The sequence below is a fragment of the Paucibacter sp. XJ19-41 genome (genome assembly GCF_028462495.1).
Lineage (GTDB): Bacteria > Pseudomonadota > Gammaproteobacteria > Burkholderiales > Burkholderiaceae_C > Roseateles_E.
On sequence record NZ_JAQOWX010000014.1, the window covers coordinates 28,800 to 48,866 of the forward strand.

19 protein-coding genes are annotated in these 20,067 nt (G+C 68.8%); 5 read left to right on the top strand and 14 right to left on the bottom strand.

Going from position 1 to position 20,067, the window contains the following annotated elements:
• The 4 genes from PO768_RS05650 to PO768_RS05665 all read right to left on the bottom strand — a co-directional run.
• Positions 1-2,332, bottom strand: a 2,332-nt coding sequence (locus PO768_RS05650; protein ID WP_272645262.1) for a chemotaxis protein CheW, incomplete at its 3' end; no start/stop codon positions are given.
• 223 nt (positions 2,333-2,555) lie between these two features.
• Positions 2,556-2,825: a hypothetical protein gene (locus PO768_RS05655; RefSeq protein ID WP_272645263.1), complete on the bottom strand. Its 270-nt coding sequence runs from the start codon at positions 2,823-2,825 to the stop codon at positions 2,556-2,558.
• 134 nt (positions 2,826-2,959) lie between these two features.
• Positions 2,960-3,955 carry a cytochrome d ubiquinol oxidase subunit II gene (locus PO768_RS05660; RefSeq protein ID WP_272645264.1) on the bottom strand — a complete coding sequence of 332 codons (996 nt, stop codon included), beginning with the start codon at positions 3,953-3,955 and terminating at the stop codon, positions 2,960-2,962.
• Positions 3,952-5,304, bottom strand: coding sequence for a cytochrome ubiquinol oxidase subunit I (locus PO768_RS05665; RefSeq protein ID WP_272645265.1), 1,353 nt, complete (start codon positions 5,302-5,304; stop codon positions 3,952-3,954). Before PO768_RS05665 ends, PO768_RS05660 begins: the two co-directional genes overlap by 4 nt.
• A gap of 172 nt (positions 5,305-5,476) precedes the next feature.
• Here PO768_RS05665 and PO768_RS05670 point away from each other — a divergent pair, with 172 nt between their 5' ends.
• Both PO768_RS05670 and PO768_RS05675 read left to right on the top strand, forming a co-directional pair.
• Positions 5,477-5,941: a carboxymuconolactone decarboxylase family protein gene (locus PO768_RS05670; protein ID WP_262969299.1), complete on the top strand. Its 465-nt coding sequence runs from the start codon at positions 5,477-5,479 to the stop codon at positions 5,939-5,941.
• 8 nt (positions 5,942-5,949) lie between these two features.
• A complete protein-coding gene (locus PO768_RS05675; protein ID WP_272645266.1) occupies positions 5,950-6,525 on the top strand; it encodes a GNAT family N-acetyltransferase in 576 nt (191 codons plus the stop codon).
• A 4-nt stretch (positions 6,526-6,529) separates the two neighbouring features.
• Here PO768_RS05675 and PO768_RS05680 read toward each other — a convergent pair whose 3' ends face one another.
• From PO768_RS05680 to PO768_RS05715, 8 genes are all read right to left on the bottom strand, one after another.
• Positions 6,530-7,489, bottom strand: a complete 960-nt coding sequence (locus PO768_RS05680) for a 2-hydroxyacid dehydrogenase (protein WP_272645267.1) — start codon at positions 7,487-7,489, stop codon at positions 6,530-6,532.
• Positions 7,486-8,430, bottom strand: coding sequence for a sugar kinase (locus PO768_RS05685; protein ID WP_272645268.1), 945 nt, complete (start codon positions 8,428-8,430; stop codon positions 7,486-7,488). Before PO768_RS05685 ends, PO768_RS05680 begins: the two co-directional genes overlap by 4 nt.
• A complete protein-coding gene (locus PO768_RS05690; RefSeq protein WP_272645269.1) occupies positions 8,427-9,179 on the bottom strand; it encodes a sugar phosphate isomerase/epimerase family protein in 753 nt (250 codons plus the stop codon). The genes PO768_RS05685 and PO768_RS05690 overlap by 4 nt, the downstream gene beginning before the upstream one ends.
• Positions 9,179-9,928, bottom strand: a complete 750-nt coding sequence (locus PO768_RS05695) for an amino acid ABC transporter ATP-binding protein (protein ID WP_269841062.1) — start codon at positions 9,926-9,928, stop codon at positions 9,179-9,181. The genes PO768_RS05690 and PO768_RS05695 overlap by 1 nt, the downstream gene beginning before the upstream one ends.
• A 17-nt stretch (positions 9,929-9,945) precedes the next feature.
• Positions 9,946-10,740: a transporter substrate-binding domain-containing protein gene (locus PO768_RS05700; protein ID WP_272645270.1), complete on the bottom strand. Its 795-nt coding sequence runs from the start codon at positions 10,738-10,740 to the stop codon at positions 9,946-9,948.
• A gap of 35 nt (positions 10,741-10,775) precedes the next feature.
• Positions 10,776-11,429, bottom strand: coding sequence for an amino acid ABC transporter permease (locus tag PO768_RS05705; protein WP_137943344.1), 654 nt, complete (start codon positions 11,427-11,429; stop codon positions 10,776-10,778).
• Between the two features lie 2 nt (positions 11,430-11,431).
• Positions 11,432-12,103: an amino acid ABC transporter permease gene (locus tag PO768_RS05710; protein WP_272645271.1), complete on the bottom strand. Its 672-nt coding sequence runs from the start codon at positions 12,101-12,103 to the stop codon at positions 11,432-11,434.
• Positions 12,104-12,229: 126 nt separating this feature from the next.
• Positions 12,230-13,294, bottom strand: a complete 1,065-nt coding sequence (locus tag PO768_RS05715; RefSeq protein WP_272645272.1) for a LacI family DNA-binding transcriptional regulator — start codon at positions 13,292-13,294, stop codon at positions 12,230-12,232.
• Positions 13,295-13,438: 144 nt separating this feature from the next.
• Here PO768_RS05715 and PO768_RS05720 point away from each other — a divergent pair, with 144 nt between their 5' ends.
• Entirely contained in the window at positions 13,439-15,475 is a 2,037-nt protein-coding gene (locus PO768_RS05720) for a GumC family protein (RefSeq protein WP_272645273.1), read from the top strand.
• Between the two features lie 122 nt (positions 15,476-15,597).
• A complete protein-coding gene (locus tag PO768_RS05725; protein ID WP_272645274.1) occupies positions 15,598-16,569 on the top strand; it encodes an MBL fold metallo-hydrolase in 972 nt (323 codons plus the stop codon).
• A gap of 26 nt (positions 16,570-16,595) precedes the next feature.
• Here PO768_RS05725 and PO768_RS05730 read toward each other — a convergent pair whose 3' ends face one another.
• Positions 16,596-17,306, bottom strand: coding sequence for a response regulator (locus tag PO768_RS05730; RefSeq protein ID WP_442953182.1), 711 nt, complete (start codon positions 17,304-17,306; stop codon positions 16,596-16,598).
• 5 nt (positions 17,307-17,311) lie between these two features.
• Entirely contained in the window at positions 17,312-18,709 is a 1,398-nt protein-coding gene (gene baeS / locus PO768_RS05735) for a sensor histidine kinase efflux regulator BaeS (RefSeq protein ID WP_272645276.1), read from the bottom strand.
• A 145-nt stretch (positions 18,710-18,854) separates the two neighbouring features.
• Between baeS and PO768_RS05740 the strand changes: the two genes are divergently transcribed.
• Entirely contained in the window at positions 18,855-20,063 is a 1,209-nt protein-coding gene (locus PO768_RS05740; protein WP_272645277.1) for an efflux RND transporter periplasmic adaptor subunit, read from the top strand.
• The last annotated feature ends 4 nt before the right edge of the window (positions 20,064-20,067 follow it).

A 20,067-nucleotide genomic window follows, 5' to 3' on the forward strand; every position in this document is an offset into this window, starting at 1 on the left:
CCTGCACGCACAGCGCCAGGCGCTGCCCGCCCTCGCGCTGGCAGACCAGCACCGGTGCCTCGCTCGCCGCGCTGGGCCGGCCATAGAGCAGGCGCCCCAGATCCAGCACCGGCAGCATCTGTTCCTGATGGCTCAGCATGCCGAGCAGTGCCGCCGGCGCATTCGGCATGCCGGTAATGCGGGGGCCCTCCAGCGCCTCCAGCGTCTGCCGGGCTGGCAGGCCCAGCCACTGGCCGTCGACCAGAAAGCTGGCAATGTCCAGCATCGGCTCGCCGAGCGCGGGCTGATGTGCGGGCGGCTCAAAGGCCACTGGCAGCCCGGTGTCCACCGCCAGGCGCGAGCCCAACGGCATCAGCATCACCGCCGCCACATCCTGTTCGCAGGGTGCCGTTCCGCGCCGGTATTCGCGGTAGCCGCCCGACATCGCAATGCCCACCGCATGCACCAGACCGGCGATCTCCAGCTCGCAGCGGCGAGTCTCGCCGGCCGCCAGCGCCAGATCGGCACTCGACAGCGGCCCGCTGCCGCCGACCGGCCAGCGCGGGTCGGTCGAGGACACGACACGGCCATCGCGGCTCAGCAGCAGGGCGCTGGCGCCGGGCGGCCGTGCGTCGCGCAGCATCGCGGCGAACTGCGGTTCGCCGTCGAACACCACCGCGATGCCACCCAGCACCCGGCTGCCATCGTCGGGCGCCGGCAGCGCGGCGGCATAGACATAGGTAGGCCGCTCGCCGTGTGCGCCGTAGAGACCGCAGGCCGTGTGCGGCGAGACCGCATAGCGCTCGCGATCGCGCAGCGCCAAGGTGGCGGCCGCCCAGGGCGCGTCCAGCAGGCGCCCCTGCTGATGGACCTGAGCGGGGTCAGACACCGCGAGCACCCGCCCCTCGGCATCAAACACCAGCAGCAGCGCATAGACCGTGTAGAGGCTGTTGATATGACGCAGGCGCTCGCCGGCCTGGGCCGCCGTGGCCTCACCACTCAGCAGCCGCTGCAGCTCGGCGTCCAGCGCCCACCAACGGCAGTCGTTGGCGCGCTCGTAGAGATTGCGGTCCATGATGTCGATGGCCAGCCGGGCATGGAAGACCGCGCTGTCAAACACCGCCGCCAGCGCGGAGTGCTGCAGATTGGCGATGGCCTGCTCGAACACCAGGCGCAGGCGCTGGCCGGTGCGCTCTACCTCGCCCAGCAAGGTGATCGCAAAGCCGGCCGCATCGCTGCGCGCACGGCTGCGCAGGCTGCCGTTCCATAGCGAGCGCGACAGATCGCGCTGGATGCGCAAGGCCTCCTGCGGTATGCCGTGCAGCTCGGCGTCAAACAGCTCGCGGGTATCGAGGCTGCCGGCCAGCGCGGCGGCGACGCCCGGCGCCGCCGTCTCATCGACCTCGAAGGCCCGCTCCACCGGCACCAGAGCCACGGTCGACCAGCCCGGCCCGGCATAGCCTTCATAGGCATTGGCCGGCGCCGCGACGGCCAGATAGTCGCGCCCGGCGAACACCAGGCGCTGCCGCGACACGGCCGGCAACCGGGCGCCGGGCGGGATCTGCCAGGGGTCCGAACTCTGCAAGACCAGACCCTGGGCGTCGATCAGGGCCAGCACCGTGCGCTCGCCGGCCGGCAGTAGCTGGGCGAACACGCTGCGCATCTCGTCGGCCAGGCGGAAGGACAGACACAGCACCCCGCAGGCCCCGCCCTCCTCGCCCTGGACCGCGCTGGCGAAGATCAGGCCCGTGCGGCCGTCCAGCAGATCGGTGGTGCCGTGGCGCTGGGCATAGGGCACGCCGGGCCGCAGGGCCTGCGCGATCAGCGGGTCGGCGCTGTGCGTGGCCGCGACACTGCGGTCCAGCCGCGCCAGCACCAGGCCCTGGGGCGAGAGCAGGACGATGTCGTCATAGACCGAGTATTTGGCCACATACGCCCTGAAGCGCGCCTCCAGCGCGGCCCGCGCCTCGGCCGCCCTGTCACCGCTGGCGGCCAGCGCGCGCAAGGGCGCATCGGCGGCCAGGAAGCCAACGTCCGCCGTGCGCTCGAACAGATTGCGCACCAGGATATCGATCGCCACCTGGGCCTGCCCCTGCAGGCGCTGGCGCGCGTTGTCCAGCAGACGGCGTGCCAGACTGTCCAGCAGCCGAGCTGTCAGTGCCTCGAAAGCCGCCCGGGTGTTGGCGATATCGGCCGCCGCGCCGCTCATCTGGCCCAGCAGGGCCAGGCTGTCCCAGACGCCCTGCAGACGCAGCAGGTTCTCACGGTACTCGTCGACCTGGGGCATATGGCGCACCCAAGGCGCCACCTCGGCGTGAAAGGGCACGCCCTTGCGCCACTGCTTGCTGCTCATCTCTGGTCCTCGATCGCTGGCGGGCTTGTTGCCGCCCTGGAAGACCAGGGGCCCGCAAAGCCGCGCAGTGTGAGCGCAAACGCGGCGGCGCGGGAGGGGGTAAATCAGTGCCGCTGCGGGGCCTGCGCGACTGGCGCACAGCGATTGCCGGTGGCGCCAGCAGACGGTGCGCCGGCGCCCGGCCGTGGGGATGAAAGCGGGCTCAACACACCATCTCGGTGCATCACAAGGCCTTGGGCAAGCCGCGCGGCTGGGCCGCGACCTGCAGGCCGTCGGTGCTGCGCCGACCCTCGATCAGCACGGGTGGCAGTTGCTGGATGCGGGCCCGCTCGGCGGCGGTGGGCTCAGGGCCCAGGCGCTTGCCGGTGACGACCAGCCGCGCCAGTTTGACCAGCTCGCTGGCCTGCACCGGCGCAGCCGGCGCCAGCAGGGCCACCAGGACCAGGGGCGCCAGCAGGGCATGGTAGATGGCGGACGCCGAACTCTTGTTCATTTTCAATGTCTCCCCTTCACCGCCAGATTCGCGATGGAGGGAGTATCGAAAGTCAGGCCCCCCGCCACCAGCGCCAGGCGACGAATTGCGATCTGCTCGGCATGACTTGCGGCAGCGGCGGATGAGCTCAGCCCTCATCCATAGCGCAGATCGCCAGCCTTGCCCCAGAACACTCGGTAGGCGAACACCGTGTAGGCCAGGATCACCGGCACGGTGATCGCGCAGCCAAGCAAGATGAATTGCAGCGACTTCGGCGCGGCGGCCGCCTGCCAGATCGTCATCCTGTCCATCATCACAAAGGGATAGAGGCTGTAGGCCAGGCCGAAAAAGCCCAGCAGCATCACCAGCACCGTCAGGGCGAAGGGCAGCCAGCACAGCTTGCCCAGCACCCGGTGCGAGTTCAGCAGCGCCCGCAAGGCCAGCAGGGCCAGGACGCTGATCAGCGGGATCGGCAGCAGCGCGATCAGCTCGGGCAGCGCGAACCAGCGCGCGCGCACCGTCGGGCTGATCCAGGGCGTGGCCAGCGAGATCAGCGCCAGGCCCAGCACCACAGCCGGCCAGGCGCGCTTGGCGCTGCGCAGCGCACGGGCCTGCAGTTCGCCCTCGGTCTTCATCAGCAACCAGCCGGCGCCCAGCAAGGCATAGGCGGCCGACAGCGCCAGCGCGATCACGGCGGCAAACAGCGTGTAGGTATAACCCTCGGCGAAGCCGCTGATATAGCGGCCCAGCATCCAGCCCTGGGCCAGCGAGGCCAGCAGCGAGCCAGCGATGAAGGCGCGGTTCCACAGCGGCTTCCACTGCGCCTGCACCTTGACGCGGAAGTCGAAGGCCACGCCGCGCAGCATCAGCCCCAAGAGCATCACGGCCACCGGCAGGTACAGGGCCTGCAGGATGGGGCCATGCGCCTTTGGGAAAGCGATCAGCAAGATGCCGATGCCCAGCACCAGCCAGGTCTCGTTGGCATCCCAGAACGGGCCGATCGAGGCCACCATGCGGTCCTTGTGCACATCCGGGGCGCCGGCCATCAAGAGGCCCACGCCCAGGTCATAGCCGTCCAGCACCACATAGATCAGCAGGGCCAGGCCCATCAGGCCCATGAAGACCAGGGGCATCCAGATATCGGCGTTCATGCGGCGCTCCTCAGATTGAGCGGATCCTGCCCGGGCAGGGTGGCGTCGATCGGCTTCTCGGCCATGGTCTTGATCACCGCCACATAGGCCACCAGCAAGGCCAGGTACAGGCTCAGATAGCCGGCCAGCGTGAGGGCAATCATCGGCGCCGGCGTCGTCGAGACGACCTCCGAAGTGCGCAGCAGGCCGTAGACGATGAAGGGCTGGCGGCCGATCTCGGTCACATACCAGCCGGCCACCGTCGCGATCCAGCCGGAAAAACTCATCAGTACGAGCAGGCGCAGCAGCGGCCGCGGCAGCCGCTCGGCCTGCCAGCCACGGCGTCGGTAGAGCCACAGCCCCAGCCAGCTGGCCGCCAGCATCAGCAGGCCCAGACCCACCATGATGCGAAAGCCGAAGAACAGCGGCGCCACCGGCGGATGCGCGCCCTTGAACTCGTCCAGGCCGCGGATCTCGCCATCGGCGCGGTGGGTCAGCACCAGGCTGGCACCGTTCGGGATGCCGATCGCATAGTCATTGCTGCGGGTCTTCTCATTGGGCCAGGCGAACAGCAGCAGCGGCGCACCCCGCTCGGTCTGCCAGACACCCTCCATCGCGGCGACCTTGGCCGGCTGGTGCTTCAAGGTGTTCAGGCCATGCAGATCGCCGACCAGGATCTGCAGCGGGATCAGCAGGGCCGCGAGGCTCAGGCCGACCCGCAGCACCCGCGCGGTATGGGGCTGGACCTTGCCCTTCAGCAGCTGCCAGGCGCTGACGCCGGCCAGGATGAAGGCAACCGTCAGGCCCGAGGCCAGCAGCTTGTGCGCCAGGCGATAGGGGAAGGAGGGATTGAAGATCACGTCCATCCAGCTCAGCGCATGGAACTCGCCGTTGATGATCTCGAAGCCCTGCGGCGTCTGCATCCAGGAGTTCAGGCTCAGGATCCAGAAGGCGCTGAGCGTGGTGCCGAAGGCCACCATCAAGGTGGCGCCCAGGTGCACGCGCTCGCTGACCCGGCCATGGCCGAACAGCATCACGCCCAGGAAACCGGCTTCGAGGAAAAAGGCCGTCAGCACCTCGTAGCCCAGCAGCGGCCCGGCGATGTTGCCGGCCCGCTCCATGAAGCCGGGCCAGTTGGTGCCGAACTGGAAGCTCATCGTGATGCCGGACACCACGCCCAGCGCAAAGGTCAGCGCGAACACCTTGGTCCAGAAACGGTAGGCCGTCAGCCAGGCGAGCGCGCCGCTCTTGAGCCAGCGCCAGCGGAAGAACAGGAGCACCCAGCCCAGCGCGATGCTGATGGTCGGGAACAGGATGTGGAAGGTGATATTGGCCGCGAACTGCATGCGGGCCAGCATGAAAGCATCCATGGAAGTCCTTGCGGCCGCGCAAGCCCACGGGATTGCGGGCTTGCGCTGGCTCAACAGAGGACCATTCTTCGGGTTTTGCCGGCCGCGCGCGATTGGACAAATTGCCTTTGGACAAATTGCCCCAGCCCCGCCGCCGATAATCCCGCCATCCTTGTTGAACCGCCCTCACCCCATGACCGCAGCCCGTATCGACCGCCCCGAGTTCGCCGCCCTGACGCCCGGCGTCAGCGAAGCCCTGATCGCGCTGGGCAAGGCCGTCAACGCCTCGGGCCTGCCCAAGGACCTGCAGGAGCTGATCAAGATCCGCGCGTCGCAGCTCAATGGCTGCGCCTTCTGCCTGCAGTTCCATCTGAACGTGGCCCGCGATCTGCAAGTGCCGGCGGCCAAGCTGGACCTGCTGGCCACCTGGCGCGAGGCGCCGGTCTATAGCGAGCGCGAGCGCCTCGCGCTGGCCTGGACCGAAGCGCTGACCCTGGCGCCCCAGGGTGGCGCCGACGACGCGCTGTACGAGCGCGCACTGGCCGAGTTCGGCGCCGCCACCTTGAGCTTTCTGACCGCCGCCGTGGCCGGCATCAATGCCTGGAACCGCATCGCGATGGCACTGCGCTTCAGCCCGCCGCTGCGCCCTGGCGCATGAGTAGCGGCATGGCCGCCTTCGCGCTGCACACCGAGCGCCTGCTGCTGCGCGCGCCGACGGTCGCGCTGACCGCTGCGGTCGTTGACTACCAGGCCCGCAACACCGCCCATTTCGCATGCTGGGACCCGCCCTACCCGGCCGACTTCTTCGCGCCCGAGGCGGTGGCCGAACGCCTCGCCCAGGGCGAGCAGGCCTTCGCTGCCGGCAGCGCCTATCGCTACTGGTTCAGCCTGCGCGAGGACCCGGCCCGGCTCGTTGGCCAGGTCCATCTGTCCCAGGTCGCCCGAGGCGCTTTTCAGAATGCCATCCTCGGCTACAGCCTCGACGAGCAGGCCCAGGGCCAGGGTCTGATGCAGGAAGCGCTGCGCGCCGTGATCGCCGAGATGTTCGGCGCCCAGGTCCGCCTGCACCGCATCCAGGCCGCCGTGCGGCCCGAGAACCAGCGCAGCCGCGCCGTGCTGCAAGCCCTGGGCTTTGCTCAGGAGGGGTTGAGCCGGCGCTATCTATTCATAGCCGGCCAGTGGCGCGACCATGAGGTGTATGCGCTGCTGAATCCGGCGTGGGCGCAAGACCTGGCACCATGAGGTCTCACAGGGAGTAGACCGCCGGCGGCGTGCGCCCGGCCAGCGCTGCCAGCAGATTGTCCGTGGCCAGCACCGCCATGCGGTGCCGTGTCTCGTGCGTGGCCGATCCGATATGGGGCAGCGGCGTGAGCTTGGGGTGGCTGCGCAGCGGCGAGTCCAGCGGCAGCGGCTCGGTGGCGAACACATCCAGGCCTGCGGCGCGCAGATGGCCGCTGTCCAGCGCCGCCAGCAGCGCGTCCTCCTGCACGATGGCGCCGCGCGCGCCGTTGACGAAGATCGCGCCTTGCCTCATCAGCGCGAACTCGCGCGCGCCGATCAGGCCGCGGGTGTCCTCGGACAGCGGCAGGGTCAGCGCGATGATGTCGGAGTTGGCCAGCACCTCGTCGAGGCTGCCATGTTGGGCCTTGCCCTCAAGACCTGGCACCTGACCCAGATCCACGGGCCTGCGGCTGTAGTAGCGCACCGGCATGCCAAAGCCCAGCGCCGCGCGGCGCGCCAGGGCCTGGCCGATACGGCCGAAGCCCAGGATGCCCAAGGTCTTGCCGTGCACGTCCCAACCGAACAGGTTCTCACCGATATTCTTGTCCCAGCGGCCTTCGCGCACATGCTGGGCCAATTCCACCAGACGGCGGCTCGCGGCCATGATCAGCGCAAAGATCGTGTCAGCCGTGGTCTCGGTCAGCACGCCGGGCGTGTGGCACAGCAGGATGCCGCGCGCCTTCAAGGCCGCCAGATCGTAGTTGTCGACACCGACCGAGATGCTGGACACCACCTTGAGCCGGGGCGCCTGCGCGATGTCGATCTTGAAGCTGGAGCCGATCAGGCCCTCCGCCTCGGCCAGCGCCGCGTCATAGGTGGCGCGCTGCTCGGGCTTGCGCGGGTCGGCAACGGTGACCTCATGGACCGCCTGCAAGCGCGCCAGTTGGTCGACCGGCAACTCCCGGAAAACGAGGACTCGGCTCACAGACCCGCCGCTTCGAGTTCGGCCTGGGTCGGCAAGCCCTCGGTATCACCCAGCACCTGTACCGCACGCGCGCCGATCCAGCAGCCGCGCTTGACCGCCTCGGGCACGCTGCGACCGGCCAGCAAGGCGCTGATGACGCCGGCCGCAAAGCCGTCGCCGGCGCCGACCGTGTCGATCACGGTTGCGACCGGGAAGCCGGCCACATGGCCGCTGCCCACGGTGTCGCTGTCGTAGTAGGCGCCGTCCGCGCCCAGCTTGACGATCACCAGCTTGGCGCCGAGGCCGCGGTAGAAGCGCGCGATCGCCACGGGGTCATCCGAGCCCATCAGAATCTTGCCTTCCTCGATACCGGGCAGCACCCAGTCGGCCTTGGCAGCCAAGGCATTGATGCCGGCGACCATGGCATCACGGCTGGACCATAGCGTGGGCCGCAAGTTCGGATCGAAGGAGATCGTGCGGCCGGCCGCGCGCATCAGGGCCAGCGTGCGTTCGGCGGCGGCATAGGTGTTGGCATTCAGCGCCGGGAACACGCCGGTGGCATGCAGATGCCGGGCCGAGGTGAGCCAGGCCGCGTCGATATCGCCGGGGCCGATCAGGCTGGCGGCCGAGCCCTTGCGGTGGTATTCAATCGGTGGGTCGCTGCCGTCGCTGACCCGGCCCTTGATCAGGAAGCCGGTGCGCTGGATCGGGTCGCAAACTACATGGGAGCAATCGATGCCCTCTGCCTGCATCGCGCCCAGCAGATAACGCGCCATCGAGTCGGCGCCCAGGCGGCTGGCCCAGCCGACCCGCAGACCCAGCCGGGCCAGGCCGATCGCGACATTGGTTTCGGCACCGGCGGTGCGCTTGGAGAAGGTCTCGGCCAGTTCCAGCGGCCCCGGCCGGTCGGCGACCAGCATCATCATGGCCTCGCCGAAAGTGATCACATCCAGACTGCTCATGCTTGTTGCTCTCTTGCGTCTTGCAGCAAGCCCAGCTCGCTGCGGGTGGTGGCCTGCAGGTCTGCGCCCTGCAGCGGATATTCGATGGCCCAGGGCAGCGCGCGCGGCAAGGCCCGCAACACGGCGCGCCAGGGCGCGGCCGAGTCGGCCATCGGCACGGCGATCCAGCGCGAGCGCTCGCGCTGCACCCCCTTGCAATGCACATAGCGCACGCGGGCGCCGAGCGCGGCGGCGGCCTGCTGCGGGCATTCGCCCAACCAGTGCCAGTTGCCCATGTCGAAGACCAGGCCGAGGTCCAGGCCGGCGGCATCGGCGGCGGCGAAGAAACGCTGCAGTGCGCTCACCGTGCCGGCCGAGGGTGTCTGGTCATTTTCGATCACCAGTTCGATCTCGCTGTGCGCCAGATGCTCACTCAAGGCCGGCAGTTCGTCGGCAACCGAGAAGCCGCCGATGGCCATCTTCAGCCGGGCGGCGCCGAGTTGATGTGCCGTGGCCAGGCCCTGCTCCAGCGCCGCCAGATCGAGCCGACCCTCATCGGTCCACAGCCCGGCCGGGCTGGAGAACACCTTGACCATGCCGGTCGCGGCCAGCGCCGGCAGCTCGGCCTCGCTCGCCAGCAACTCGCCGCGCACCTCGACACCATCGGCACCGGCCGCCTGCGCCAGCCGCGTGTAATGCAGCTGGCCGTGCTGGAGCACCTCGCTGGCGCCGAAGGACGACAGCGAGATCAATGTCGGTGCTGCACTCATCAGTGCGCCGAGCTCAGGATCTGGCCAAGGAACTGCCGGGTCTTCTCATGCCTGGGCGCAGCGAAGAACTCGGCGGGCGGGGCCTGCTCGATGATCTTGCCATCGGCCATGAAGATCACACGGTCGGCGACGCTGCGCGCAAAGCCCATCTCGTGCGTGACGCACAACATGGTCATGCCGTCCTCGGCCAAGCTGATCATCGTGTCCAGCACCTCCTTGACCATCTCGGGATCGAGCGCCGAGGTGGGCTCGTCGAACAGCATGATCTTGGGCGTCATGCACAAGGCCCGCGCGATCGCGACGCGCTGCTGCTGGCCGCCGGACAGCTGGCTGGGGTACTTCAGCGCCTGCTCGGGGATGCGCACGCGCTTCAGATATTTCATCGCGATCTCCTCGGCCTCGGCCTGCGAGAGCCCGCGCGAGCGCATCGGTGCCAGCGTGCAGTTCTGCAGCACCGTCATGTGCGGGAACAGATTGAACTGCTGGAACACCATGCCCACTTCCTGGCGCACCGCTTCGACCTGCTTGCCGCCCGCCGTGAGTTCGATCCCGTCCACCGTGATGCGGCCCTGCTGCACCGCCTCCAGCCGGTTGATGCAGCGTATCAGCGTGGACTTGCCCGAGCCCGAGGGCCCGCAGACGACGATGCGCTCACCCGGCGCCACGCTCAGATCGATGTCGGTCAAGACCTGGAACTGGCCGTACCACTTGTTGACGCCTTCGATGCGGATGATGGGCTCGATGCTCATGAGGTGCTGCTCGCTGCTCAGTTGGCCGTCATCGCCGGGAAATCCGTGCCCAGCCACTTCTTGTAGAGCGTGTTCAGCTCGCCGGCGCGGTGCTTGTCGATGAAGGCGTTGACCGTCTTCAACAGCTCTTCCTGACCCGGCCGCATCGCGACGGCCATCTGCTGCTGGCGCAGCACGAACTTGTTCTCGAACGCGGCACCGGCGCGCTGGGCAATCTGGGCGGCCACCGTGGTGGAGCAGCCGATCGCGTCGACCTGGCCCGACATCAGGGCCTGCATCGCCGAGGCGTCGTCGTCGAAGCGGCGGATCTCGGTGCCGGCCGGCGCGGCGGCGGTCAGCGAGATGTCCTGCGTGCTGGCGCGGGCCACGCCGATGCGGAAGTTCTTCAGATCGGCGGCCGACTTGATCGCGGCCTTGGTACTGCCGTAGACCACGATGGTGGCGGCCGCATAGGGCTTGGAGAACTGCACCTGCTTGGCCCGCTCCGGCGTCACCGCCAGCGAGGCCACCAGCAGATCGACCTTGTTGGTCAGCAGGAAGGGAATGCGGTTCGGGCCTGTCACCGGCACGATATTGACCTTGACGCCCAGTTCCTTGGCCAGCAGCTTGGCGACATCGGCGTCATAGCCATCGGGCTGATTGGCGCTGTTGAGCGTGCCGTAGGGCGGGAAGTCCACCAGCATGCCCACGGTCAGCTCGCCCTTCTTCTTCAGATCGGCAACGCTCTGGGCCGAGGCCGACAGCGAGGCGCCCAGGCTCAACACCGCAACAGCGGCCAGCAGGAGGCGGCGGGTTTGGATAGCTTTGTTCATCGGTCTTGTCTCCAGGGGTGGGTCGAAAGAGTCAATCAGCGCGCCAGCGCTCGGGCCTGGCGGCGTTCCATGCGCGCCGCCAGCAGCGACAGCGGCCAGCACAGCGCGAAGTAGATGGCGGCCACGACGCTGAACACCAGCAGCGGCTGGAAGGTCGCGTTATTGATGATCTGGCCGGCGCGTGTGAGCTCGGTGAAGCCGATGATGGCGGCCAGCGAGGTGCCCTTGATGATCTGCACCATATAGCCGACGGTCGGCGGCACCGCGATCTTGAAGGCCTGCGGCAGCACCACGTCACGCATGCGTGAAACATAGCTGAGGCTCAAGGCCTCGGCCGCCTCCCATTGCCCGCGCGGGATGGCCTGGATGCAGCCACGCCAGATCTCGCCGAGAAAGGCGCTGCTGTTCAGGATCAGCGCGGCACCGGCCGCGACCCAGGGATTGATGTCCAGGCCTATCACCGGCGCGCCGAAGAAGATCAGGAACAGTTGCAGCAGCAGCGGCGTGCCCTGGAAGATCTGGATGAACAGCCCGGCGGCGCGCTGCGCCCAGCGGCTCTCGGCCGTGCGGCCCAGCGCCACCAGCAGGCCTCCGACCGCGCCGCCGGCAAAGGCGATCAGCGACAGCGCAATGGTCCACTTCGCGGCTTCAAGAATGAAGAGGAACTCGGCAAATCCGAAGGTACGCATGATCAGCGGCGGTCCGGGTAATTGAGCGTGCGGCGATAGATCAGCCGGAACAGCACCGAGAAACTCATCGCCAGCGCCAGATAGATCAGCGCGACGACGATATAGATCTCGAAGCTGCGGAAGGTCTGCGACTGCAGATTGGCGGCCACCGAGGTCAGATCGTCGGCCGAGATCACCGAGACCACGCTAGAGCTGAGCATCAAGAGGATGAACTGGCTGGTCAGCGCCGGGTAGATGGCCTTCAGCGCCGGCTTCAGGATCACGAAGCGGAAGATCTCGTGGCGCTTCAGGTTCAGCGCCAGGCCGGCCTCGATCTGGCCCTTGGGGATCGCCTCGATGCCGGCGCGGATGATCTCGGTCGCATAGGCGCCGAGGTTGACGACCATGGCCGTCAGCGCCGCCGTGTGGGCGCTCCAGCGCAGGCCCAGGGCCGGCAGTGCGAAGAAGAAGAAAAACAGCTGGACCAGGAAGGGGGTGTTGCGGATCAGCTCGATATAGCTATTGATTGCGAAGCGCAGCGGCGCCGGGCCGGCCGTCTTGCCCCAGGCACAGGCGATCGCAACAAGCAGACCCAGCACCATCGCCAGAAAGGACAACTCGATGGTCGTCCAGGTGCCCTGCAAGAGCAGTGGCCAGGCGGCGAACACCGCACCGAACTGAAACTCGTAGTTCACGCTTGCTTGTCTCGCTTGTCGTTCTTGTCGGGGTGGCATGCCCGCTCGGCACCACCGTGAACGCAGTTTATGAAACCGGTTTCAGACTGAATACGCGGGTTTACCCGTAAATTCCAGACGCTTCGCTCAAGCTCGTTGGGAGGAGCCGCGCACCACGAGCTGACCCGGCAGCAGGATCTGCCGGGGTGGCAGTGCCTGGCCTTCGAGCCGCTCCAGCAGGCAGCGCGCGGCGATATGGCCGAGGTCGTCGGTGGGCTGGGCGATCGCGCTCAGGCCCGGGCCCACATGGGGCGCCCAGGCGGTGTCATCGAAGCCGATGAAGCCGATATCGCTGCCAAAGCGCCAGCCCAGCCGGGCCAGCGCCGCCGACACCCGCAAGGTCACGACCGCATTGCTGGACAGCAGGGCCACAGGCTTCTTGCCGGCACGCTTGCGCAGCGCACGCAAGGCCTGGTCGAGGTCCTCGCCCTGCGCCTCCCGGCTCTCGAAGGCGCTGCCACCCAGCCCCTCGCTGCCCAGGCCGGCATGGGCCGCGATGAAGTTGTTGAACGCCTGCAGCCGCTCCAGCCGCGAGCTGACGCCGGCACTGGGCTCGGAGACAAAGAGCAGCTCGCGCCAGCCCTGCTCCAGCAGATGCTGGGCCGCCAGCTGGACCGCGCCGGCGTTGTCCAGCGAGACAAAGTCCGACTGCATGCCGGCATGACGCCGGTCCACCAGCACCACTGGCTTGTGCAGCCGCGCTGCGGCGGCCAGGGCCTGCGGGTCGCTGCCCAGCGTGTTCAGGATGAAGCCCTCGACCTGGTAGGAGGACAGCGCCTCGATGGCCTCGCGCTCGCGCGAACCGTCATTGCCCAAATTGAACAGCATCACCATGTAGCCGGCCTGCTGGCAGGCCCGCTCGGCGCCGCGCAGCACCGCCACCGAAAAGGGGTTGGTGACATCGGCGACCACCAGGCCGATCAGGCGCGAACGCCCGCGCTTGAGCGCCTGCGCCATCGGGCTGGGGCTGTAGCCGAGCTCGGCGATCGCGGCCTCGACCTTGGCGGCGATATCGCGGGTCAGCAGGTCGGCCTGGTTCAGAAAGCGCGAGACCGTGGCCTTGGAAACGCCGGCGACGGCCGCCACATCGGCAATCGTGGCGCGGCTGCTGGGCGGCTGGGCGGCGGCCGGCTTGGCGGGACGGGACGGCATGGGCGATAGCAGGTGAGTAAGAGATGTTGAGAACAGCAGCTGAAACCAGTTTCAGGCCATTGAACGAATAGTAGCCGCTGCGTGCGGCGCTTTGCTGCGGTGCAGTGTCTATAGTCACCCTATCGACCAGCCGGAGCCCGGCCCATGTTTGATCGCACATCTCCACCGCCAGAGCTCTACCCGCCTCAGTTCGGCCCGGCCCAGGCCATCGGACCGGGCGCCGAGCCGCAGGGCCGCAGCCCGGCGATGCGCCGCCGCATCCAGGTCTTTTTGGGTGTGTTCCTGCTGGCCCTGTTGATCGGTCAGGGCGCCAACCTGCTGCGCACACCCATCTACCGCGCGCAAGCCCTGCTGGAGATCACACCGGCCAGCGCCACTGCCATGCCCGAGGCCCCCGAGGTCCGACAGGCCATGCTGCGCGAGGCGGAGTTGCTGGGCAGCCGCCCGCTGCTTGAAAAGACCCTGTCCCGTCTGCTGCCCCAGGGCTTCTTCACGCAAGCGACGCCCGACGCGGCCGTGTCGGCAATGCGAGACATGCTGACGATCAGCGAGAAGCCGGGCTCGCAATTGCTGCAGATCGAGGCCCTGGCGGCTGATGCGGTGCTGGCGGCCCGCCTGGTCAACACCCTGGTCGAGGTCTATCGCGAGGAGCAGGGCCAACTCGGCCAGGTGGTGTCGGCCGCCCAGCTGAGCGGCGCCCGCGAGGCGCTGCGAGTGATCGGCGAACGCGTCGAGGACAAGCGCCGCTTGCTTGAGGACTACCGCCAGCGCAGCCAGCTTCCGAGCAACGAGCGTGACGAGATTCCCGCACTATCGCGGCTCAAGGGCTTGAACCAGTCGCTCAGCAGTGCCACGGAGCGCGAGGCCAGCGCCGCCGGCCGGGTGCGGGCGATCGAGCAGGCGCTGGCGGAGGGCAGGCCTGTGCCACAAGCCGGCAACCGACCCGGCGTCGCGGCCATCGAGCAGCGCTTGGCGCTGCAACAGGAAGAGCTGCGTGCGCTGGAGCGCCAGTTCACCCCGCAATACCTGGCCATGGACCCGGGTGCGCGGGCGCTGAAGACCCGCATCGCCGATCTGCAGCAGCAGTTGGAGGCCGAGCTCGCACGGGCTCAGCAAACGGCGCTGGCCGAGGCGCGCGAGGAACTGGCCAGCAGCAGCGCCGCCGCCGAGCGGCTGCGGCGGCAGCTGGCCGGTGACCAAAAGCAGGCGCAGGCCGTCAATACCCAGCTCGCCACGGTACAGGCCATGGCGGCCGAGCTGGACGGACTGCTGCAGATGCAGCAGGAGTCTCAGCAGCAATTGCTGGCCCTGGAGGCGACGCAAACAAGCCGTCAGCCCCAGCTGCGGGTGCTGGAGGCGGCTGCGCTGTCCGAATCCCCATGGCACCCGCACTACGGGCGCGACGCCGCAATCATGCTGGCCATCGCCCTGCTGCTGGGCTTTCTGGCGGTCTGGTTCGTCGAATTCTTCAATCGTGCCGCCCTGGCGGCGCCCGCCTCGTCCACCGTGGTGCTGAACCAGCCTTGGATGGGCCTGACCCCAGCCCGGCCGCCGCAGCCACTCGAGAACAACCCGCAGCCGCCGGCGCTGGAGCGCGGCCATGCCTTCACGCTGCCTCGCGAACTCGCGCCGCACGAGGTCGCGGGCCTGCTGGAGAACGCCTCGACCGAGCAGCGCGCCCTGCTCAGCGCGCTGCTGACCGGCCTCAGCAGCGCCGAGACGGCCGCGCTGCAGCTGGTCCATATCGAGCTCGATGCCGACCTGCTGCATGTGCCCGGCGAGCAGGGCCGCAGCCTGCCGCTGCCGACCCAGTTGCGGCAGTTCGCGCAAGAGCGCCGCGCGGCCGCCGACGCGCCGAGCGCGGCCGGCCACGAGGCCTTGTTCATGACACCCGAGGGCTGGCCGCTGGGTGCCGCCGCCATCGAGGCCGCAGCCATCGCCGCCGCCCACGACGCACAGCTGGCGCGACCGCAGACCGTCACGGCCGACTGCCTGCGCCACAGCTATATCGCCTTCATCGTGCGCCAGGGCCTGCGCTTCGCCGAGCTGCCCCAGGTGGTCGGGCGACTCAGCCCCGAGCTCCTGAATGCGCTGTCCGAGCTGCTGCCCGATGGGCGGCGCGTCCCGCTGGAGGCCATCGAGCGGTTGATGCCGCAGGTGCGGCCGCGCCAGCTGGCCTGATCAGCCCGCCGCCACCAATAACCCCAGGCTTTGCACTGCTTAAGGCGCGGCAGCGGGCGCGCATCCAGGCCCGCCGCGATCATGGCGACCGTTTCGTTCACCAACCAGACTGGAGAGTTTTCATGCTGAATCGGCGATCTTTTCTCGGGGCAGGCCTGGCCACCACGGCGGTCTACAGCGCCGGCTCGTTCATCCCCGTCTGGGCCCAGAACGCGCCGAACCTCGGCATGCCCAGCATCGCCAATCCCGGCTTTCTGAAGACCAAGGTCGGCGATGTCGAGGTGATCGCGCTGCTGGACGGCGTGACCCGCCGCCCGCTGGGCGAGGAGTTCGTCAAGAACGCGCCGCTGGCCGAGGTGCGCGCCCTGCTGGCCTCGCAAGGCCTGGGCACCGACTACATCGACGTGCCCTACACGCCCTTCCTGATCGTGGCCGGCGGCCGCCGCATCCTGATGGACACCGGCCTGGGCGAATTCGGCGGGCCGACCACCGGCAAGCTGCTGGAGCAGCTGCGCGCCGCCGGCTTCCAGCCCGGCGATATCGACACGGTGCTGATCTCGCATTACCACGGCGACCATATCAACGGCCTGCGCAACAAGGCCGGTGACTACGTCTTCCCCAAGGCCAAGGTGATGGTGCCGGCCGCCGAGCATGCCTTCTGGATGGACGATGCCAAGATGGCCGCCGCCCCCGAGGGCATGAAGGGGGCGTTCAACAATGTGCGCCGCACCTTCGCCCAGATGCCTGCCGAGATGCTGCAGCGCTTCGAGGCCGGCACCGAGGTCGCCCCGGGCATACGCTCGATCGCCGCCTACGGCCACACGCCCGGCCACACGCTGTTCCAGCTGCAGTCCGCCGGCCAGAGCTTCTTCTATGTGGCCGACCTGACCAATGTGCCGGCCTTGTTCGCCCGCAACCCGGACTGGGCCGTCACCTTCGATATGGACGCCGAGGCCGCCCGCAAGGTGCGCCGCGAGATGTTCCAGCGCATTGTCGACAACCAGGCGCTGCTGGGCGGCTTCCACTTCCCCTTCCCCGCACTGGGCCGCATGGCCGCCAGCAGCAAGGGCTACGCCTTCCGGCCTATCGCCTGAGCTCGACGGCCGTCAACCGACGTCGCTCAACCGTCGTAGCGGTAGCCGACGCCGTAGATCGCCCGGATGCAGTCGGGCTCGGCCTCGGCCTGCTCCAGCTTGCGGCGCAGGTTCTTGATGTGGCTGTCGACCGCGCGGTCGGTGACCGCGCGCTGCTCGTCATGCAACCGGTCCAGCAGCGCATCGCGCGTGAACACCCGGCCCGGCGCGCTGGACAGGGTCTTCAAGAGGCGGAACTCGATCGGTGTCAGGTCGAGCGAGCGGCCCTTGAACCAGGCGCGGTAGCCCTCGTCGTCGATCTGCAGCGCGGCCGCCGGCCCGGCGTCGCCGGGATGGCTGCGGACGCGGCTGCGGCGCAGGATGGCCTTGACGCGGGCGACGATCTCGCGCGGGCTGAACGGGGTCTTGCTGATGTAGTCGTCGGCGCCCAGCTCCAGGCCCAGCAGACGATCGGCCTCCTCGACCCGCGCGGTCAGCATCACGATGGGCACATCGCTGAACGTGCGCAGTTCGCGGCAGATGTCCAGCCCGTCGCGGCCCGGCAGCATCAGGTCGAGCAGGATCAGATCGTGGCGCCGCGCCTGGTAGGCCGGCACCGCCTCGCGGCCGTCGGCCAGGCACTCGGGCAGATGGCCGGCGGCGCGCAGATAGTCGCTGAGCAGGGCCGCCATCTTGGGCTCGTCCTCGACCACCAGGATGCGGGCGGCGTCGGCAGGCAGCAAGGGCTTGTTGTCCATCATCGTCATCCGGCCGTGACCTGCGGCAGGCGGATCGTCATCCACAGCCCGCCCAGTGGCGACGGCTTCGCATCGATGCGGCCGTCATGGGCCTCGACGATGCGCCGGCAAATCGTCAGGCCCAGACCGGCGCCGCCGCTGCTGCGGTTGCGCGACAAATCGACGCGGAAGAAGCGGTCGAAGATGCGCGCCAAATGCTCGTTGCCGACGCCCGGCGCCGAGTCCATCACATCGATCAAGACCTGACCCTCTTCGACGCGCGCAGCGATGCGCAGCACGCCGCCAGCCTCTGTGTAGCGGCAGCTGTTTTCGAGCAGATTGTTGAACAGCTGTTGCAGCCGCCGCTCGTCGGCAAACACCGTCAGCGGCTGGGCCGGCAGGCTCAGCTCCAGGGTCAGGCCGCTGGCGGCAAGGCGTTCTCCGAAGGCGCCGGCCGTCTGCTGCAGCGGCTCGCTCAGGTCGACATCGGCCTTGCGATAGGCCAGCGCGCCGACATCGGCCAGTGACAGCTCGTAGAGATCGTTGACCAGCTTGTTCAGCGTCGCGACCTCGGCCTGCAGTGAGCGCAGCGAGGCCTGGTCCCGCGGGCGCACGCCATCGTCCCGCGCCTCCAGCTCGCCGTGCAGCACGCCCAGCGGCGTGCGCAGCTCGTGCGAGACATCGGCCATGAACTCGCGTCGCATCTGTTCATTGCGTTGCAGCGTGTGGGCCAGGCGGTTGAAGTCGGCCGCCAGCTGGCCGACCTCGTCGCGCGAGCGCACATCGACCCGGGTCTCGTAGTCGCCAGCCGCCAGCCGGTGGGTGGCGGCGGCCACGCGCTTGACAGGCGTCAGCAGCCGGCGCGAGGCCCAGGCCGCGATGGCGGCGGCCATCAGCGTAGCGCCCAAGCCCACGGCCCAGCTGGCGCGGGTCTGTGCGTCCTCGAAGCGCCGCTCGGCCGCCGAGCTGGCATTCTCGAACGGCGCCATCGCCAGCCAGCCCACGGTGGCGCCATCGACCACGATGGCGCGCTCCACCGCATTGATAGCCGGCCCGGGAAAGCCGGCCAGGCGCCGGCGCTGGGCGTCGTACAGCGTGAAGCGGCGCGTCGCGCCGGTTAGGTCGGAGACGGTCGGCGGCGGCTTGCCCTGGGCCGGCCGCGTGCCGTCATCGCCCGGCAGGGGCCGCAGCAAGCGATGCCAGAGATCGGGCTGCTTGATCAGGAACTCCCAGCTGCCATGGGTCCGGTAGCCGGCCGCGACACTGGGCACGGCCTGATCCAGGCGCAGCACCGCCTGCTCGTTCAGATAGCCCAGGAAGCCGCGGTTCAGATTGATGTGCGCGGCCACGCCCATCGCGATCGCGACAGCGACGGCCGTCGTCAGCACGGCGGCAAACAGCTTGGCGGTAATGCTTAAGGGCATGGGCTCAGGGACATGGGCCTCGGTCCGTGAAGATTAGCGCCTATCGCTGCGGCGCCGGCAAGCCATGCCCGTGCATCGCCCCGGTCTTCAAGCTCTCTCCACATTTGTGGTGCAGCATAGTTGCACCGCCTATTGCAGAGAATCCATGAAGCCTTCCGCCATCCTGGTCCGTGCTGGCAGCGCGACCGCGCTTGCCGCCCTGCTGCTGCTTGTCGGCTGTGGCAAGAACGACAAGCCCGCCGCAGCAGCGCCGCCGCCCCAGGTGGGCGTGCACCAGGTCCAGGTCCAGCGCCATGTCTTCAGCACCGAGCTGCCGGGCCGCACCAGCGCGCGCCAGACTGCCGAGATCCGGCCCCAGGTTGGCGGCATCCTGCTGCGCCGCCTGTTTGAGGAGGGCGCGGCGGTCAAGGCCGGCCAGCCGCTCTACCAGATCGACCCGGCCAGCTACCAGGCCGCCGTCGCCAGCGCCCAGGCCACGCTGGCCAAGGCCGAAGCCAGCCTGAACTCGGCCCGCGTGACCGCCCAGCGCAATGGCGAGCTGGCCAAGCTCGGGGCCCTGAGCCAGCAGCTCAGCGATGACAGCCAGGCCGCGTTGCAGCAGGCCGAGGCCGAGCTGGCCGTGGCCCGCGCCGCGCTGCAGAGCGCCCGCATCAATCTGGAGCGCACCCGCATCACCGCGCCGATCGCCGGCCGCGTCGAGCTCTCCAGCGTGACGCCCGGCTCCTTGCTGACCGCCAACCAGGCCGAGGCACTGACCACGGTGCAGCAGCTCGACCCGCTCTACGTCGACATCGTCCAGTCCAGCAGCGAGCTGCTGCGCCTCAAGCGCGAGCTGGCCGACGGCAGCCAGCAGGCCGCAGGCAAGGCGGGTGAGGCGCCGATCCGGCTGCTGCTGGAAGACGGCAGCGCCTATCCGCACGCCGGCCGCCTGCAGTTCAGCGGCGTCACAGTCAACCGCAGCACCGGCGCCGTGACACTGCGCGCGCTGGTGCCCAATCCCGAGGGCCTGCTGATGCCCGGCATGTATGTGCGCGCGCTGGTACAGACCGGCGTCAAGGAGCAGGCGATCCTGGTACCGCAGCAAGGCATTGCCCGCGCGCCAAATGGCGAGGCCTCGGCCCTGGTGGTGGGCGCCGACAACAAGGTCGAGCGCCGCGCCGTCACGGTGGACCGCGCGGTGGGCAACCGCTGGCAGGTCACCACCGGGCTGAAGGCCGGCGAGCGCATCATCATCGACGGCCCGCAACGAGCCAAGGTCGGTGCCGCAGTACGGCCGCTGACGGTCGATCCGGCCGAACCCGGCGCAAGCGCCCCGGCGGCCGCCTCCGCCCCCGCCTCGGCATCACGCAGCTGAGCGC

Bases quoted from the DNA above. Each gene is read 5' to 3' on its own strand.
- PO768_RS05655 (WP_272645263.1), bottom strand. From the start codon at position 2,825: ATGAACAAGAGTTCGGCGTCCGCCATCTACCATGCCCTGCTGGCGCCC.
- PO768_RS05660 (WP_272645264.1), bottom strand. From the start codon at position 3,955: ATGAACGCCGATATCTGGATGCCCCTGGTCTTCATGGGCCTGATGGGC.
- PO768_RS05665 (WP_272645265.1), bottom strand. From the start codon at position 5,304: ATGGATGCTTTCATGCTGGCCCGCATGCAGTTCGCGGCCAATATCACC.
- PO768_RS05670 (WP_262969299.1), top strand. From the start codon at position 5,477: ATGACCGCAGCCCGTATCGACCGCCCCGAGTTCGCCGCCCTGACGCCC.
- PO768_RS05675 (WP_272645266.1), top strand. From the start codon at position 5,950: ATGGCCGCCTTCGCGCTGCACACCGAGCGCCTGCTGCTGCGCGCGCCG.
- PO768_RS05685 (WP_272645268.1), bottom strand. From the start codon at position 8,430: ATGAGCAGTCTGGATGTGATCACTTTCGGCGAGGCCATGATGATGCTG.
- PO768_RS05690 (WP_272645269.1), bottom strand. From the start codon at position 9,179: ATGAGTGCAGCACCGACATTGATCTCGCTGTCGTCCTTCGGCGCCAGC.
- PO768_RS05695 (WP_269841062.1), bottom strand. From the start codon at position 9,928: ATGAGCATCGAGCCCATCATCCGCATCGAAGGCGTCAACAAGTGGTAC.
- PO768_RS05700 (WP_272645270.1), bottom strand. From the start codon at position 10,740: ATGAACAAAGCTATCCAAACCCGCCGCCTCCTGCTGGCCGCTGTTGCG.
- PO768_RS05705 (WP_137943344.1), bottom strand. From the start codon at position 11,429: ATGCGTACCTTCGGATTTGCCGAGTTCCTCTTCATTCTTGAAGCCGCG.
- PO768_RS05715 (WP_272645272.1), bottom strand. From the start codon at position 13,294: ATGCCGTCCCGTCCCGCCAAGCCGGCCGCCGCCCAGCCGCCCAGCAGC.
- PO768_RS05720 (WP_272645273.1), top strand. From the start codon at position 13,439: ATGTTTGATCGCACATCTCCACCGCCAGAGCTCTACCCGCCTCAGTTC.
- PO768_RS05725 (WP_272645274.1), top strand. From the start codon at position 15,598: ATGCTGAATCGGCGATCTTTTCTCGGGGCAGGCCTGGCCACCACGGCG.
- PO768_RS05730 (WP_442953182.1), bottom strand. From the start codon at position 17,306: ATGGACAACAAGCCCTTGCTGCCTGCCGACGCCGCCCGCATCCTGGTG.
- baeS (WP_272645276.1), bottom strand. From the start codon at position 18,709: ATGCCCTTAAGCATTACCGCCAAGCTGTTTGCCGCCGTGCTGACGACG.
- PO768_RS05740 (WP_272645277.1), top strand. From the start codon at position 18,855: ATGAAGCCTTCCGCCATCCTGGTCCGTGCTGGCAGCGCGACCGCGCTT.